The organism is Oceanobacillus sp. GQ8 (assembly GCF_059758495.1).
Map to the genome: position 1 here is coordinate 590,974 of NZ_JCAXEV010000003.1, position 14,256 is coordinate 605,229.

Genomic DNA, 14,256 nt, shown 5'->3' on the forward strand with positions numbered 1-14,256 from the left:
ACCTTTAAAAGGAAGCCCTGCTATGCTATTTGTAAAAAGGATAAGCGGGAGGGTGAAGCGCATTTCTATTTTAGACTCGATAAAAAACAGACGGTCCATACATACTTTTAAAAAAGAGGAAGTGCAGAATAATATATTACAGGATATCTTTCACTACGCTTCCTATGCACCGACACATTACATGAAGGAACCTTGGCAAATAAAAATATTTCAAGAAAAGGGAAAGCAATTCTTTGTCGATGAGATCATATCGAGTTACGAAAGAATTGGTATGCTTGGTACAGACAAAGAGTCTAAAACTATAAAAATGAAGGAATCGATGAAACAGTTTTTATTAGAAATTCCGCACCATGCGGTAATTTCCTTTGAAGTGGAAGAAGACCCTATTCGCTATGAGGAAGATTATGCTGCAGTATGTGCATTTATCCAAAACGTCCAACTCGCTGCCTGGGAACACGGTGTAGGAGTGTTGTGGACTATTACACCATACATGCATGATCAAAAGTTTGTAGAAAGAGTTGGAATAAATAGTGACGTGATGAAAATTGCTGCTGTACTTCAAATGGGATACCCACAAAAAGTTCCGCGTAATAAAGGTCGAACCCCAATAGAAGAAAAACTGGAAATTATAAATAAATAAAGTATAGAAAAAGCCGGAGGGTAATTCGTTAAACTCAACGATTCCCTTCGGCTTTATTATCTCTTTATTTAAACTTAGTTAATTAGCTCATTTACAAATTCTAAGACTTCATCTGCTGTGCCCATGGAAAGGATCTTTTCTTTATTGGAAGCAAGTTTTTTCTTAGAAAGCTCCTTCAATTGTGTACGTGCAGGCAAGATAGAAGTTGCACTCATGCTGAATTCATCAAGCCCAAGTCCTAGAAGAATTGGAATTGCTAACGGCTCACCAGCCATTTCTCCACACATACCAACCCATTTATCTTCACTGTGTGCTGCTTCAATAACGTTATTAATTAGGTTTAAGATAGCTGGATGGTATGGCTGGTAAAGGTAAGAAACTTGTTCGTTCATACGATCTGCAGCCATCGTGTATTGAATTAAGTCATTTGTACCAACACTGAAGAAATCTACTTCTTTAGCAAATTGTTTTGCAATTACGGCCGTAGAAGGGATTTCTACCATGATACCTACTTCGATATCATCCGAAACGTCTTTTCCTTCGTTTTTAAGTGCTTCTTTTTCATCAAGAAGAATTGCTTTAGCTTTTCTGAATTCCTCAATTGTCGCAATCATTGGGAACATGATTTTCAAGTTTCCGTAAACACTTGCACGTAATAGTGCGCGTAGTTGCGGACGGAAAACATCTTCATTTTCCAAACAGAAGCGAATTGCTCTAAATCCAAGGAACGGATTCAGTTCTTTCGGTAAATCTAAGTAGTTTAGCTCTTTATCGCCACCGATATCTAGTGTACGTACAACAACAGGCTTGCCTTGCATCTGTTCCAGAACGGATTTGTAAGCATCAAACTGCTCGTCCTCTGTAGGAAGCTCGTTTTTACCCATATAAAGAAATTCAGTACGGTAAAGTCCAACACCTTCGCCACCATTGTTCAGAACACCTGTTACATCTTCTGGTGTACCGATGTTTGCTGCAAGCTCTACTTGCTCGCCGTCAGCTGTGAATGTCGGCTCGTCTTTTAACTTAGCCCATTCTTCTTTTTGTCTTGCAAACGTTTCTTGCTTTTCTCGGTAGGATGCAATTTCTTCTTCAGATGGGTTAAGGATTACTTTCCCTTCCATCCCGTCTACAATCACCATGTCGTCTTGAGATACTGAAGTCGTAATTTCTTTGGTTCCAACTACAGCTGGAATCTCAAGTGATCTAGCCATAATTGCTGAGTGGGAAGTACGTCCGCCAATATCTGTAGCGAAGCCTTTTACAAATTCTCTGTTTAATTGAGCTGTGTCAGATGGTGTTAAATCCTTGGCAATTACTATTACTTCCTCATTAATTAATGCAGGGTCTGGGAATGTTACACCAAGTAAATGAGCCATCACACGTTGAGTAACATCATGAATATCAGCAGCGCGCTCTCTCATGTATTCGTTGTCCATGCTCTTGAACATGTCAATAAACATGGTAGCTGTTTCTTCAAGTGCTGTTTCTGCCATCACGTTATCAGCGTTTATTTTGTCTTTCATTGGGTTTATTAACTCAGGGTCACTTAATACTAATAAATGTGCAGAAAAGATCTCTGCATGCTCGTCACCAAGCTGTTCCTTCGTATGTGCTTTAATTTTTTCCAACTCTTGTTTTGAAACGTCAAGCGCTTTTTCCAATCTCTCTATTTCCACTTGTGGATTATCAATTGTTTTCTTTTCAAATGAAAGATCAGGTGTTTCTAGTTGGTATGCCTTCGCAATAGCAATACCGGATGATGCAGCGATTCCTTGTACATTTTTCATTTTGACCAACCTTCCTTATTGCAAAAAAATATTAGCGATAAAACCGTGAAATACGTTTATACACTCCAGTGTCTATTTTAAACGCTTGCTCGTTATTACACAAGGATTAAACTTTGATACGTAACGTGTCAGTGATCCAACCTTCGATGGCTCGATAGACCTCATGCTTATTTAATTCAAATAGCAATTCATGTCGACCTTCTTCAAACAGCATGGTAGTAACACGGTTCAGTCCTACTTGGTCATATAATTGAGCTGTTTTCCATACGCCACTTCCATATTGGCCTACTGGATCTTGATCACCACTTAATAATAGGATGGGAAGGTCTTTTCGAATAGATTGATTACGTTGTTTATCTTGAATCACTATTAGACCAGACATTAGATCGTAGAAAAAGCGAGCTGTTGGGACAAAACCAGCGAGTGGATCCCGTTCATAATCCTGCACTGCAGTTTCACTTCGGGTTAACCAATCCACTTCCGTGCGTTTATCTTTTATTCTTTTATTATAACGACCAAACGCAAGCCGATTCATCAGTTCAGAGGGCTTTTTTGTGGGCTGTAGGCTCGCTAAGAATTTTCCAGCACGTGATTGGAGGTATGGAAAATAGCCGGTGCCAGAGAGAATGGCTCCATGGATCTCATGGCTATGTTGCTGGATATAATGTCTTACTAGAAAGGACCCCATACTGTGGCCAAAGAGAATGATCGGAACGGAAGAGTTTGTTGCCTTTATTTTTTCTGTCATCATTAAAAGGTCCTCTGACGCTTTTGAGAAACCATCCTTATCTGCAAAGAAGCCTAATAAGCCTTGCCGTTCACCAGTTTTCCCATGTCCTCTATGATCATTCCCATAAACATAAAACCCCATATCTACAAGCTGCTTTGCAAAGTCATCATAACGATTAATATGCTCCACCATCCCATGAGCCAGTTGGATAATCGCTTTTGGTTGTTGGTTAGGGTTATACCATTTCTTAAAATAGATTTCCGTATTGTCTGCTACTACTAGCCAATCTTCTTCTATCATTTAGAGTCCCCCTACAAATGTTTTCCTAATCCTATGATTACGTGAGTCTAGTATAACATTTATCCTTTTAAAATAGACTTGCTATCCAAAACAAGATTGTGCTAAAGTAGAGATAAGTATTGGTATATTCAGACGCAAACAACGGATTGTTTGTGTTTTAGTATCTGGGGGTGTCTTGCATAGATGGAAGCTTTAGTACATGTATTGTTAGTTATTGATGCAATCGTTATGATTATTTTTGTATTATTTCAGTCAGGGAAAAGTGAAGGACTGTCTGGTGCGATTTCTGGTGGGGCTGAGCAGTTATTTGGAAAACAAAAGGCAAGAGGGGCTGATCTTTTTCTTCACAGAGGAACGATCGTAACCGGTGTTTTGTTTTTCGTTTTAGCATTTCTAAGTGCATATATCCTACAATAATAATAACCCTTATCACAATTGTGATAAGGGTTATTGCTTTTTATTCTGGAGGAAAAAAGGGTAAAGTAGAAATAGAATGTTCGAAAAAGTAGTGGGAGGAGAAGCCTTTCTATCCTCCTGTTACTTATTGAACGGCTATCAAGTGAAACAGAGATATAAAGGAGATGCAACACTAATGAAAGTAAAACAACCACAACCTTTTACGTTTGAAGCAGGCCCGCGAGCGGTATTATTATTACATGGATTTACTGGACACTCTGCAGATGTAAGAATGCTCGGGCGCTATCTGGAAAAGCAAGGCTACACAAGCCATGCGCCGATTTACCGAGGACATGGTTTGCCACCTGAAGAGCTTATTAAAGCAACCCCTGATGAGTGGTGGGAGGATGTTCTAGAGGCGTACCGGCATTTGCAAGAACTAGGGTATAAAGAAATTGCCGTAGCTGGTCTTTCCCTTGGGGGAGTTCTGGGTTTGAAATTGGCATATTCGGAAAAGACGAAAGCAGTAATCACGATGTGTTCCCCCATGTTCTTTGATAATGAAACCCAGTTGACGAAAGGATTTAAGGCTTTCTCTAAAGAGTACAAGCAGTTGGAAGGAAAAGAGGAAGAAACGATAAAATCTGAACTAGAAGAGCTTATGGCAAATTCTAGTAATGTATTTCGTGATCTTGGGAACTTTATTACAGAAGTAAAGAATGAAATTGATACCATTTATACGCCAACTATGGTTATCCAGGCAACAAAAGATGAAATGATTAATACAGATAGTGCTTCTTATATTTACGATCAGGTAGAAGCGGATTGGAAAGAAATAAAATGGTTTGAGAATTCTGGCCATGTGATTACGATGGGAAAAGAAAAGGAACAAGTCTTTGAAGAGGTTTATCAGTTTCTAGAACAGCTTGACTGGGAAGTATGATTATAACTCTTATAAAAGGTAAATAATAATAAAGAAAGAAGGTGAGCGAATGAAAGAGAGATTACGAAATTATTTTAAAGAAAACGGTACGAAGCCATTATCCGTAGATGAATTGGAAGACGTGTTGGAAGTTGAAGATGCAGTTGAATTTAAAGAATTAGTTAAAGCACTGAACGAGCTTGAGGAGAATGGAGAGCTTGTGCGCACGAGAAAGAACAGATTTGGCCTTCCGGAGAAGATGAACCTTGTGAGAGGACGGATCCAAATGCATGCAAAAGGATTCGCTTTCCTCATCCCAGATGATGAGGATCAAACAGACGTCTATATCCATCATTCAGACTTGGCATCTGCTATGAACAATGATAAGGTGCTTGTCCGCCTTGAAAAGAAAGATCAGGATGGCCAAAGACCAGAGGGAACAGTAATTCGCATATTGGAGCGTGCCACACTTCAAGTAGTTGGAACGTTTGAGGATAATCGTTCATTTGGGTTTGTAATAGCAGATGACAAACGTATTCCCAATGACATTTTTATTCCAAAAGGTTCCACCAACGGTGCTGTGAGTGGGCACAAAGTAATTGCTCACATCACAAAATATCCAGAAAAGCATAAAAGTGCTGAAGGGGAAATCATTCATATACTTGGTCATAAAAACGACCCGGGTATTGATATTATTTCCATTATTCACAAGCATGGCATTAAGGTTGACTTCCCTGAAGAAGTACTAGAGCAGGCTGCAAATACGTCTGAGACCATTGCAGAGGAAGAATTACAAGGTCGTCGAGACTTAAGAGACGAAACGATCGTCACTATCGATGGTGCGGATGCAAAGGATCTGGATGATGCTGTTTCTGTTAAAAGATTAGATAATGGAAACTACAAGCTTGGTGTCTATATTGCTGATGTTAGTTACTACGTTGACAAAGACAGCCCAATTGACAAAGAGGCGTTTGACAGAGGGACGAGTGTTTACCTGGTAGATCGGGTTATTCCGATGATTCCGCACCGTCTATCAAATGGAATTTGTTCGTTAAATCCTAAGGTGGATAGATTGACATTAGGTTGTGAGATGGAGATTACTTCCTCAGGAGATATAGTCAATCATGAAATTTTCCAAAGTGTTATTAAAACAAATGAACGAATGACGTATAGTGATGTAAATAAAATACTTGTCGATAAAGATGAGGAAGTAATGGAGCGCTATAAAGAGCTCGTACCATTTTTTGAACAAATGGGTGAGCTTGCGTCCATACTAAACCGAAAACGCATGGGCCGTGGAGCTATAGACTTTGACTTTAAAGAATCAAAAGTATTGGTGGATGAAAAAGGAGTGCCTCAGGATGTTGTGCTAAGAGAACGTTCTGTAGCAGAACGTTTAATCGAAGAGTTTATGCTAGCAGCAAATGAAACGATTGCAGAGCATTTTCACTGGATGGATGTCCCATTTATTCACCGGATTCATGAAGAACCAGACCAAGGTAAACTGCAAAATTTCTTTGAATTCCTTGCAAGTCTCGGTTATACAGTGAAAGGTACTAGCAATGAAGTGCACCCACAAGCTTTACAAAAAGTAATTGAAGATGTCCAAGATAAACCAGAAGAAATGATTGTTTCCAAATTAATGCTTCGTTCTATGAAGCAGGCAAAATACGATCCCCAAAGCGTTGGACATTTTGGGCTGGCTACAGAGTTCTATACACACTTCACTTCACCAATCCGGCGTTATCCGGATCTCATCGTCCATCGTCTTATTCGGACCTACTTAATCAATAAGCAAATGGACCAGAAGACAGTGAATTATTGGAAAGAAGCCATGCCGGAGATTGCTAGACATACAAGTGAAAGAGAACGTACAGCTGTCGATGCCGAAAGAGAGACAGATGATCTGAAAAAGGCAGAATTCATGAAAGACAAAATTGGCGAAGAATACACTGGGGTTATCAGCTCCGTTACCAACTTTGGATTGTTCGTTGAACTTGAAAATACCATTGAGGGACTTGTTCATGTTAGTTATTTAACGGATGACTACTATCATTACGACGAACGAAGACATGCGATGATTGGAGAAAGAACAGCGAAGGTTTACCGAATTGGTGACGAAGTAAAAGTAAAGGTAGCTAGTGTAAATACGGATGAACGGGCGGTGGATTTTGAAATAGCCCGAGTTGAAAATCCAAATAACAATAAAAGAAAGAAAACAAAGAATAAAAGACCTAGATAATAATGGTAGCACTGATTAATGAGATCAGTGCTATTTTTTTTGTACGTTAGGAAAGTATAAAATTTTAGTTAAGAGGCAAAGGCGACGTAGTTGAAATTTATAAGAAAAACGTACACATTCGCTAAAAGAGGGCGAAAGTGAGTTTTTCTAATCCCTTTTTGCCTGAGGTAAACTATATTGTTGACGTAAATCATTTGTTCCCTTACACTACTAAATAGCTGGAATGAAATAAAGGGAACGTTAATCTGGTGGAAGTTTCCCTTGAACGAATCGGAACTAGCCTCACATAAAAAGCTTCATTACTACTTGCCTTTCGAAAGGTGAATTGCCAGTTTGGTTGGATAAAAATCTGATTTTTTTAAAAAAACAAGCTTCCAAAAAGAGAAAATGTAATAAGCTGAAAATATGTTCCTTTCGCAGGATTAAAATTTTTTCAGTGGGAAATGTAACACCCCATCAAAACTCATTCATCTTACTTTACTGTGGGGGAAGTACATTTTACAACAAAGGAGATACGACCATGACAGAAGAGGTACTGCTGGCCTTTCTATTCACGCTGTTTGCCGGCCTTGCAACAGGTATAGGTAGTTTACTGGCGTTTTTTACGAAGACAACCAATACTAAATTTTTGTCCTTTGCGCTGGGGTTTTCAGCAGGGGTAATGATTTATGTATCCTTAGTTGATATTTTCGTTAAGGCGAAAGAATCCCTTGTCGGAGAGCTTGGAGAAGTTGGAGGGAATTGGCTGACTGTTGGCTCTTTTTTTGCTGGAATGCTACTTATCACATTTATAGATCGCTTGATTCCGAATCAAACAAATCCCCATGAACTGAAGAAAATAGAAGATATGAAAAAACCAGGGGCTGTCATACGAGACCCACAATTACTAAAGACGGGAACCTTCGTAGCTTTGGCAATAGGGATTCATAATTTTCCAGAGGGTATTGCTACCTTTGTATCCACAATACAGGATCCTGCACTAGGGCTTGCCATTGCGATCGCCATCGCTATTCACAATATTCCAGAGGGTATTGCGGTTTCCGTTCCTATTTATTATGCAACAGGCGATAAAAAGAAAGCCTTTAAACTATCCTTTTTATCTGGATTAGCTGAGCCGATTGGTGCTGTAGTAGCCTTTTTGATTTTGATGCCTTTTTTAAATGATATTATGTTCGGGGTTATCTTTGCAATGGTAGCGGGGATAATGGTGTTTATTTCACTAGATGAGTTATTGCCTGCAGCAAAGAAATACGACGAGGCACATATCTCGATCTACGGGCTGATTGGTGGCATGGCAGTCATGGCGTTAAGTTTGCTACTTATTATTTAAATGGGTTCTGATTGGATTCTGCCTCTTTTTTTGATAGAATAAGGTTCACGTAAGCAGTAGGAGGAAATTCGGATGCCAAAAGGACATGGAAACGCAATCGCAACAAATAAAAAAGCATCGCATGAATACTTTATTGAAGACACATATGAAGCAGGGATCGTACTGCAAGGTACCGAAATTAAATCTCTTCGAGCAGGTAGGGTGAATATTAAAGATTCCCATGCAAGAATTGATCGCGGGGAAATAAAGCTAATTAATCTTCATATTGCAGAATATGAGCAGGGAAATCGGTATAACCATGATCCGACTAGAACGAGAAAGCTTTTGTTGCATCGAAAGGAAATCGATAAATTGATCGGCTTAACACAGCAACAAGGCTATGCACTCGTGCCATTAAAGATATATATTAAAAATGGCTTTGCTAAAATTTTGATAGGTCTTGGAAGAGGGAAGAAGAAGTATGATAAACGTGAAGACCTGAAGCGGAAACAGATGAAACGTGACGTTGACCGGGCGATTAAGGATCATATGAGATAGGCCCGTAAGCGACAGGATTCTTGACTTTTTCGCGAAAAATGGTATACTATTTATTGTAATGACGAACCAAAACAATTATATAAATGCTCATTTTACCCGAGCGTTTTCCTTTATGGGGACGTTACGGATTCGACAGGGATAGATTGAGCTCAGGTCGCATGTCGAGGTTACGGCTCGTAAAACGTTACTCGCCTAAATATAACTGGCAAATTTAACAACAACACTGCTTTAGCAGCTGCGTAAGCACTGCTAAGCGATCCTTCCTGCTATCGCCCGTGTGGCAGATTGAAGGGTCTCAACTGAAACGGGCTATACGTTCATCCACCGTCTGAGGATGACCGTTGAAACCAATCAGACTAGCTGCACAAAAGCCTGTTGGTAGGCTAATGTGCCAGTGAATGATAATATACCAACTAAGCGTGTAGAAGCCTGAGTGGCAATGTCTCTGGACGAGGGTTCGACTCCCTCCGTCTCCACCAATACATATGTTGGTGGTTTTTTTGTGTCTTCTTATAACAATAAACCTCTATATAGAAAAATAGCCCATAAGAAAAGTTGCTCATCAAAGGTACTTACCGTGATGAGCAACTTTTTTAGTTTAAAGTAATTAAGCAATACTTTTACATGCTTCTGCACACTTAAAACAAGCTTCCGCACATTTTTGGCAATGTTCATGTTCATGTTTTTTACATTCATTACCACATGCTTCACAAATCTTGGCACAGACTGCTGCTAGTTCAGAAGCGAATGGTGTATTTCTTGAAAGGGCATGCTCTAAGTAACTACATATATCCGCACATTCCCTGTCTAACCGTATGCATTCGGCCATCATCTTGACATCTTCTTCTTTCAAGCATGCATCGAAACAATGATTACATGCTACGGCACACTCGTGTAATGAATGAATCAAATTCTGATGTTGTTCGTGGGACATTATTCATAAACCTCCTATTAGTCAAGTTTTCCTCTGTCTTAAATACAATTCCCAATATAATCTCAATTAAACCGTTTCATAACACTTTTTGCATTTTTAATACCTTACACGGGTATGATAAAAATGATTATTTCTTATGTATCCATTTAAAAAAGGAGTTTTTAGTTTGACAATATACCATGTGGGGGTATAGTATATATGTAAGCGAAAGGAGCGATCCATGTGGATGAATTCTTACATGAACACCCAAGTAAACCGAGAACACAAAGTGAAAAACAAAAGGTTATCAACCGTTTGAAACGTATAGAAGGCCAGGTACGCGGCATTCAAAAGATGGTTGAAGAGGATAGATATTGTATGGATATATTGGTCCAGATCAGCGCAATTCAATCTGCTCTGAAAAATGTTGGGTTTTCTGTCACGGAACGTCATATCAACCATTGTGTTAGTGATGCTATCAAGCAGGGCGAAGGAAAAGAAACAATCGAAGAACTAATGAGTGTTATGAAACAGTTTTCTAAATAAGGAGAGAGAATTATGAGCGACACACATCATGCAACCCTTAATATAACAGGAATGACCTGTGCAGCTTGCTCTAGCCGTATTGAAAAAGTTTTGAATAAAATGGATGGAGTGGAAGCTCAGGTCAATTTAACAACGGAGAAAGCAACGGTGGGCTATGATATAGAGAAAGCTTCAATTGAAGATATTACGAAGAAAATAGAAAACGTAGGCTATGGCGTATTAATGGAAAAAACAGAACTAGATATATTGGGAATGACCTGTGCAGCTTGTTCTACTCGTATCGAGAAGGTTTTGAATAAGCAAGAAGGTGTTAATTCTGCAACGGTCAATTTAACAACTGAAAGTGCAGCCATTGAATATAGTCCAGGCTTGACTGACCCGAAAGCATTAATTGAGAAGATCAGAAATGTAGGGTATGACGCAAAACCTAAAACGGAATCAGCAGGAAAGAGCACGCACAAAGAGAAAGCTTTGCAACGGCAGAAAGCCAAGTTGATCATCTCAGCCGTGCTATCAGCGCCTTTATTAATAACCATGCTTGTTCACTTATTTAATATGGAAATACCAGCACTACTTATGAACCCATGGTTTCAATTCGCGCTAGCAACGCCTGTTCAATTTATCATTGGTTGGCAGTTTTATGTGGGAGCGTACAAAAACTTAAAAAATGGCGGGGCAAACATGGACGTGCTTGTGGCATTAGGCACGAGTGCTGCTTACTTCTATAGTTTATACGAAGCAATCAAGACGATTGGCAATGACTATATGCCACATTTATATTTTGAAACCAGTGCAATTCTCATTACACTCATCTTGTTTGGAAAATACCTGGAAGCAAAAGCCAAAAGTCAGACAACAAATGCATTATCCTCGTTACTAAATTTACAGGCCAAAGAGGCTCGTGTTATTAGAAACGGCGAAGAAATCATGCTGCCTGTAGAGGAAGTTGTTGTTGGAGAAAGATTAGTAGTAAAACCCGGTGAGAAAATACCCGTAGACGGTATGGTTGTAAAGGGAAGAACTTCAGTAGATGAGTCAATGATAACTGGTGAATCCATTCCAATTGAAAAGGAACTGGACGCCACGGTTATCGGCTCCACAATTAACAAAAATGGCTCTATTGAAATGGAAGCAACAAAAGTGGGGAAAGATACGGCACTAGCCTCTATAGTCAAAGTAGTTGAGGAAGCACAAGGGTCAAAAGCGCCAATTCAACGTTTAGCAGATGTTATTTCAGGCTATTTCGTACCGATTGTTGTAAGTATCGCCATCCTAACATTTGTTGTATGGATTGCATTTGTTGAGCCAGGCCAATTTGAACCAGCTTTAGTTGCAGCAATTGCTGTACTTGTTATTGCTTGCCCATGTGCATTAGGGCTAGCTACACCGACCTCGATTATGGTCGGAACAGGAAGAGCGGCGGAAAGTGGTATTTTGTTTAAAGGTGGAGAACACTTAGAAGGCACACATCAGCTAAATGCAATTGTCCTTGATAAAACAGGAACTATTACCAAAGGAAAGCCAGAAGTAACAGACTTTTCTGGTGACCAGGAAGCTCTACAGCTGTTAGCTAGTGCAGAGAAAGGTTCGGAGCATACACTTGCAGGGGCGATTGTGGCTTATGCAACAGAAAATGAAATAGACTTTCAAGATGTGGAAGAATTCAATGCAATACCTGGCCATGGTATCGAAGCAAAAATTATGGGGAAGCAAATTCTTGTAGGTAACCGAAAACTGATGACAGATCATCAAGTAGATATTGAGAATAATGAAGAGACATTAATTAAGTTTGAAACTGAGGGTAAAACAGCAATGTTAATTGCCATTGAAGGAGAGTATCGAGGAATTGTCGCAGTGGCAGATGTAGTTAAAGAATCAGCAATACAAGCAATTAAAGAGTTAAAAGAACAGGGCTTAGAGGTCTTCATGTTGACTGGAGATAACGAAAGAACAGCCCAAGCGATTGCAAAACAAGTAGGAATCGATCAAGTGATTGCCCAAGTGTTACCTGAAGAAAAAGCGGATAAAGTGAAAGAAATACAAGCACAGGGTAAAAAGGTAGCAATGGTCGGCGATGGTGTGAACGATGCACCAGCATTGGTAACTGCTGATATTGGAATTGCGATTGGTACTGGTACAGAAGTAGCGATCGAAGCTGCTGACGTAACCATTCTCGGTGGAGAGCTATTGCTCATACCAAAAGCAATTAGAATCAGCCATGCTACAATTCGAAATATCCGCCAAAATCTTTTCTGGGCTTTTGGTTATAATACAGCTGGAATCCCAGTCGCGGCAATCGGATTACTTGCACCATGGATAGCTGGAGCGGCAATGGCGTTAAGCTCGGTAAGTGTAGTTTCTAACTCACTTCGTTTAAAGCGAGCAAAACTATAAGCTATACATTTTAAAGGAGGTGAAGATCGTGGAAAAAACATTGAATGTTCAAGGTATGTCATGCGGACATTGCAAGATGTCAGTTGAAAATGCATTGAATAATTTAAATGGCGTTTCAGAAGCTGTAGTTAAGTTGGAAGCAGGCAAAGTAGATGTTTCTTTTGATGAATCAAAAGTAAATGTTGAAGCCATGAAGAACGCTATTGAAGAACAAGGCTACGATGTAGTAGCTTAAATATAAATAAAAAGCTGGTTTTCTATGATGAAAGCCAGCTTTTTAATTTCGAAAAATATTTCGGTGACCTTAAATAAAATAAAATCCGAGTCCCATAATGATATATGCTGCTAATAGTGCTAATCCATCAAACCAGTTTGAGTCACCGTCGTTTGATAGCATGATCATTAATAAAACTGCTGTCACCATACTAATAAGTTCAGGCCATGTAAAGACAAGTGGCATGGAGGTGGTAAATAGAAGTGATAGTAAAACGAGAATAGGAAGCACAAACATAGCTACTTGCAGTGTTGAACCTACTATGATCTCTACAGCTACATCCATTTTATTTTTATATGCCATCATGACGGCTGAGGCATGCTCTGCAGCATTACCAACAATAGCGACAATAATAACCCCAATAAATAATTCTGACCAACCAAATGTTTCCCCGACTTCATTGAATGTAGAGACAAGATGTTCCGAAACATAGGCAACGGCGATGGTTGAGAGAGCCAATATTATAATGGCTTTTAATTTACTCCATTCAGGCTCTTCCTCTTCGTGAGTCTCCTTTTGTTTATTATTGGACTGGTAAACTCCTCGATGTGTAACAAATTTAAATAAAAGGGCCGCTAAGTATAACAGGATTAAGATAATGGAAATCCCAACGCTAAGGAACATTGTATCCTGGTCATTCATCGTTGTTGTAAAGACCTCGGGTATCACGAAGGCGACAACTACAGAAAAAATAAGTAGTCCTGCGTTATGTTGAGCCTCATGTTTATTAAAAGATTGTCGTTTATATTTTAGACCACCAATGAAAAAAGAAAGCCCTCCTACAAGTAGCAGATTTCCCAAAACGGAACCAGTTAAAGAAGCTAAAACAATACTTACAAGTCCGGCCTTCAGTGAAAAAAAGGAAATAATAAGTTCAACGGCATTACCGAATGTCGCATTTAGTAAACCACCAATCCGAGGTCCTAATACAATTGCTAGGCTTTCCGTAGCTCTTCCAATAAACCCTGCTAAGGCTATGATGGTTAAACAATAAATACCGAACATAATCACAGCTGACCAATGAAATATGGAACCAATAATGGAAAGTGGTAGACCAATGCAGGCTAAAATCATAAACAATTTGTTCATTTTACATATCCTCTCTTTCAATTGCCACATAACTATAGATTACCCATAGGAAAAAGGATTACTCTTTTAATAGTAGGTAACAATCCAAGAAGTTTACTTGCCTGCAAGGATCAAGTATAATCCTAACTAATTGAAACTTCTAAAAATAGGTACAGG

Annotated in this window: 14 protein-coding genes and 1 other RNA gene; 10 read left to right on the forward strand and 5 right to left on the reverse strand. The window is 39.3% G+C overall.

The window, feature by feature from the left end; all coding sequences use genetic code 11:
- Positions 1-22 precede the first annotated feature (22 nt).
- Positions 23-640 (forward strand): nitroreductase family protein, encoded by a 618-nt coding sequence (locus tag AC6CHS_RS11740; protein ID WP_498236253.1) that lies wholly within the window; start codon positions 23-25, stop codon positions 638-640.
- Between the two features lie 74 nt (positions 641-714).
- Here AC6CHS_RS11740 and ptsP read toward each other — a convergent pair whose 3' ends face one another.
- On the reverse strand, positions 715-2,427 hold the full coding sequence (gene ptsP, locus AC6CHS_RS11745) for a phosphoenolpyruvate--protein phosphotransferase (protein WP_498236255.1): 1,713 nt from the start codon (positions 2,425-2,427) through the stop codon (positions 715-717).
- A gap of 106 nt (positions 2,428-2,533) precedes the next feature.
- Positions 2,534-3,457 (reverse strand): alpha/beta hydrolase, encoded by a 924-nt coding sequence (locus AC6CHS_RS11750; RefSeq protein WP_498236257.1) that lies wholly within the window; start codon positions 3,455-3,457, stop codon positions 2,534-2,536.
- A 183-nt stretch (positions 3,458-3,640) separates the two neighbouring features.
- Between AC6CHS_RS11750 and secG the strand changes: the two genes are divergently transcribed.
- The 6 genes from secG (at position 3,641) to ssrA (ending at position 9,363) form a co-directional block, all read left to right on the forward strand.
- Entirely contained in the window at positions 3,641-3,874 is a 234-nt protein-coding gene (gene secG, locus AC6CHS_RS11755; protein WP_036574975.1) for a preprotein translocase subunit SecG, read from the forward strand.
- 175 nt (positions 3,875-4,049) lie between these two features.
- Positions 4,050-4,796 (forward strand): alpha/beta hydrolase, encoded by a 747-nt coding sequence (locus tag AC6CHS_RS11760; RefSeq protein WP_498236490.1) that lies wholly within the window; start codon positions 4,050-4,052, stop codon positions 4,794-4,796.
- Between the two features lie 49 nt (positions 4,797-4,845).
- Complete coding sequence (gene rnr, locus AC6CHS_RS11765; protein ID WP_498236259.1) at positions 4,846-7,017, forward strand: ribonuclease R; 2,172 nt, start codon at positions 4,846-4,848, stop codon at positions 7,015-7,017.
- Between the two features lie 520 nt (positions 7,018-7,537).
- Complete coding sequence (zupT, locus tag AC6CHS_RS11770) at positions 7,538-8,347, forward strand: zinc transporter ZupT (protein WP_498236261.1); 810 nt, start codon at positions 7,538-7,540, stop codon at positions 8,345-8,347.
- A 72-nt stretch (positions 8,348-8,419) separates the two neighbouring features.
- Complete coding sequence (gene smpB / locus AC6CHS_RS11775) at positions 8,420-8,884, forward strand: SsrA-binding protein SmpB (protein ID WP_498236262.1); 465 nt, start codon at positions 8,420-8,422, stop codon at positions 8,882-8,884.
- Positions 8,885-8,998: 114 nt separating this feature from the next.
- Positions 8,999-9,363, forward strand: a transfer-messenger RNA (tmRNA) gene (gene ssrA, locus AC6CHS_RS11780).
- Positions 9,364-9,394: 31 nt separating this feature from the next.
- Here ssrA and AC6CHS_RS11785 read toward each other — a convergent pair.
- Both AC6CHS_RS11785 and AC6CHS_RS11790 read right to left on the reverse strand, forming a co-directional pair.
- The gene (locus AC6CHS_RS11785; RefSeq protein ID WP_498236500.1) at positions 9,395-9,565 is read right to left on the reverse strand and encodes a hypothetical protein; all 171 of its coding nucleotides are present in this window, start codon (positions 9,563-9,565) and stop codon (positions 9,395-9,397) included.
- Positions 9,492-9,818 (reverse strand): four-helix bundle copper-binding protein, encoded by a 327-nt coding sequence (locus AC6CHS_RS11790; protein WP_498236264.1) that lies wholly within the window; start codon positions 9,816-9,818, stop codon positions 9,492-9,494. The genes AC6CHS_RS11785 and AC6CHS_RS11790 overlap by 74 nt, the downstream gene beginning before the upstream one ends.
- A 222-nt stretch (positions 9,819-10,040) precedes the next feature.
- On the opposite strand from AC6CHS_RS11790, the gene AC6CHS_RS11795 reads away from it, so the two are divergent.
- From AC6CHS_RS11795 to copZ, 3 genes are read left to right on the forward strand one after another with little or no spacing between them, the layout of a single operon-like run.
- A complete protein-coding gene (locus AC6CHS_RS11795; RefSeq protein WP_498236266.1) occupies positions 10,041-10,343 on the forward strand; it encodes a metal-sensing transcriptional repressor in 303 nt (100 codons plus the stop codon).
- Between the two features lie 12 nt (positions 10,344-10,355).
- Complete coding sequence (locus AC6CHS_RS11800) at positions 10,356-12,737, forward strand: heavy metal translocating P-type ATPase (RefSeq protein WP_498236268.1); 2,382 nt, start codon at positions 10,356-10,358, stop codon at positions 12,735-12,737.
- 28 nt (positions 12,738-12,765) lie between these two features.
- The gene (gene copZ / locus AC6CHS_RS11805; protein ID WP_498236270.1) at positions 12,766-12,972 is read left to right on the forward strand and encodes a copper chaperone CopZ; all 207 of its coding nucleotides are present in this window, start codon (positions 12,766-12,768) and stop codon (positions 12,970-12,972) included.
- Positions 12,973-13,041: 69 nt separating this feature from the next.
- Here copZ and cax read toward each other — a convergent pair whose 3' ends face one another.
- Positions 13,042-14,130 carry a calcium/proton exchanger gene (cax, locus tag AC6CHS_RS11810; RefSeq protein ID WP_498236272.1) on the reverse strand — a complete coding sequence of 363 codons (1,089 nt, stop codon included), beginning with the start codon at positions 14,128-14,130 and terminating at the stop codon, positions 13,042-13,044.
- Between the last annotated feature and the right edge of the window lie 126 nt (positions 14,131-14,256).

Bases quoted from the DNA above. Each gene is read 5' to 3' on its own strand.
- cax (WP_498236272.1), bottom strand. From the start codon at position 14,130: ATGTGGCAATTGAAAGAGAGGATATGTAAAATGAACAAATTGTTTATG.
- zupT (WP_498236261.1), top strand. From the start codon at position 7,538: ATGACAGAAGAGGTACTGCTGGCCTTTCTATTCACGCTGTTTGCCGGC.
- AC6CHS_RS11750 (WP_498236257.1), bottom strand. From the start codon at position 3,457: ATGATAGAAGAAGATTGGCTAGTAGTAGCAGACAATACGGAAATCTAT.
- secG (WP_036574975.1), top strand. From the start codon at position 3,641: ATGGAAGCTTTAGTACATGTATTGTTAGTTATTGATGCAATCGTTATG.
- AC6CHS_RS11790 (WP_498236264.1), bottom strand. From the start codon at position 9,818: ATGTCCCACGAACAACATCAGAATTTGATTCATTCATTACACGAGTGT.
- rnr (WP_498236259.1), top strand. From the start codon at position 4,846: ATGAAAGAGAGATTACGAAATTATTTTAAAGAAAACGGTACGAAGCCA.
- AC6CHS_RS11740 (WP_498236253.1), top strand. From the start codon at position 23: ATGCTATTTGTAAAAAGGATAAGCGGGAGGGTGAAGCGCATTTCTATT.
- AC6CHS_RS11760 (WP_498236490.1), top strand. From the start codon at position 4,050: ATGAAAGTAAAACAACCACAACCTTTTACGTTTGAAGCAGGCCCGCGA.
- AC6CHS_RS11800 (WP_498236268.1), top strand. From the start codon at position 10,356: ATGAGCGACACACATCATGCAACCCTTAATATAACAGGAATGACCTGT.
- ptsP (WP_498236255.1), bottom strand. From the start codon at position 2,427: ATGAAAAATGTACAAGGAATCGCTGCATCATCCGGTATTGCTATTGCG.
- AC6CHS_RS11785 (WP_498236500.1), bottom strand. From the start codon at position 9,565: ATGAACATGAACATTGCCAAAAATGTGCGGAAGCTTGTTTTAAGTGTG.
- smpB (WP_498236262.1), top strand. From the start codon at position 8,420: ATGCCAAAAGGACATGGAAACGCAATCGCAACAAATAAAAAAGCATCG.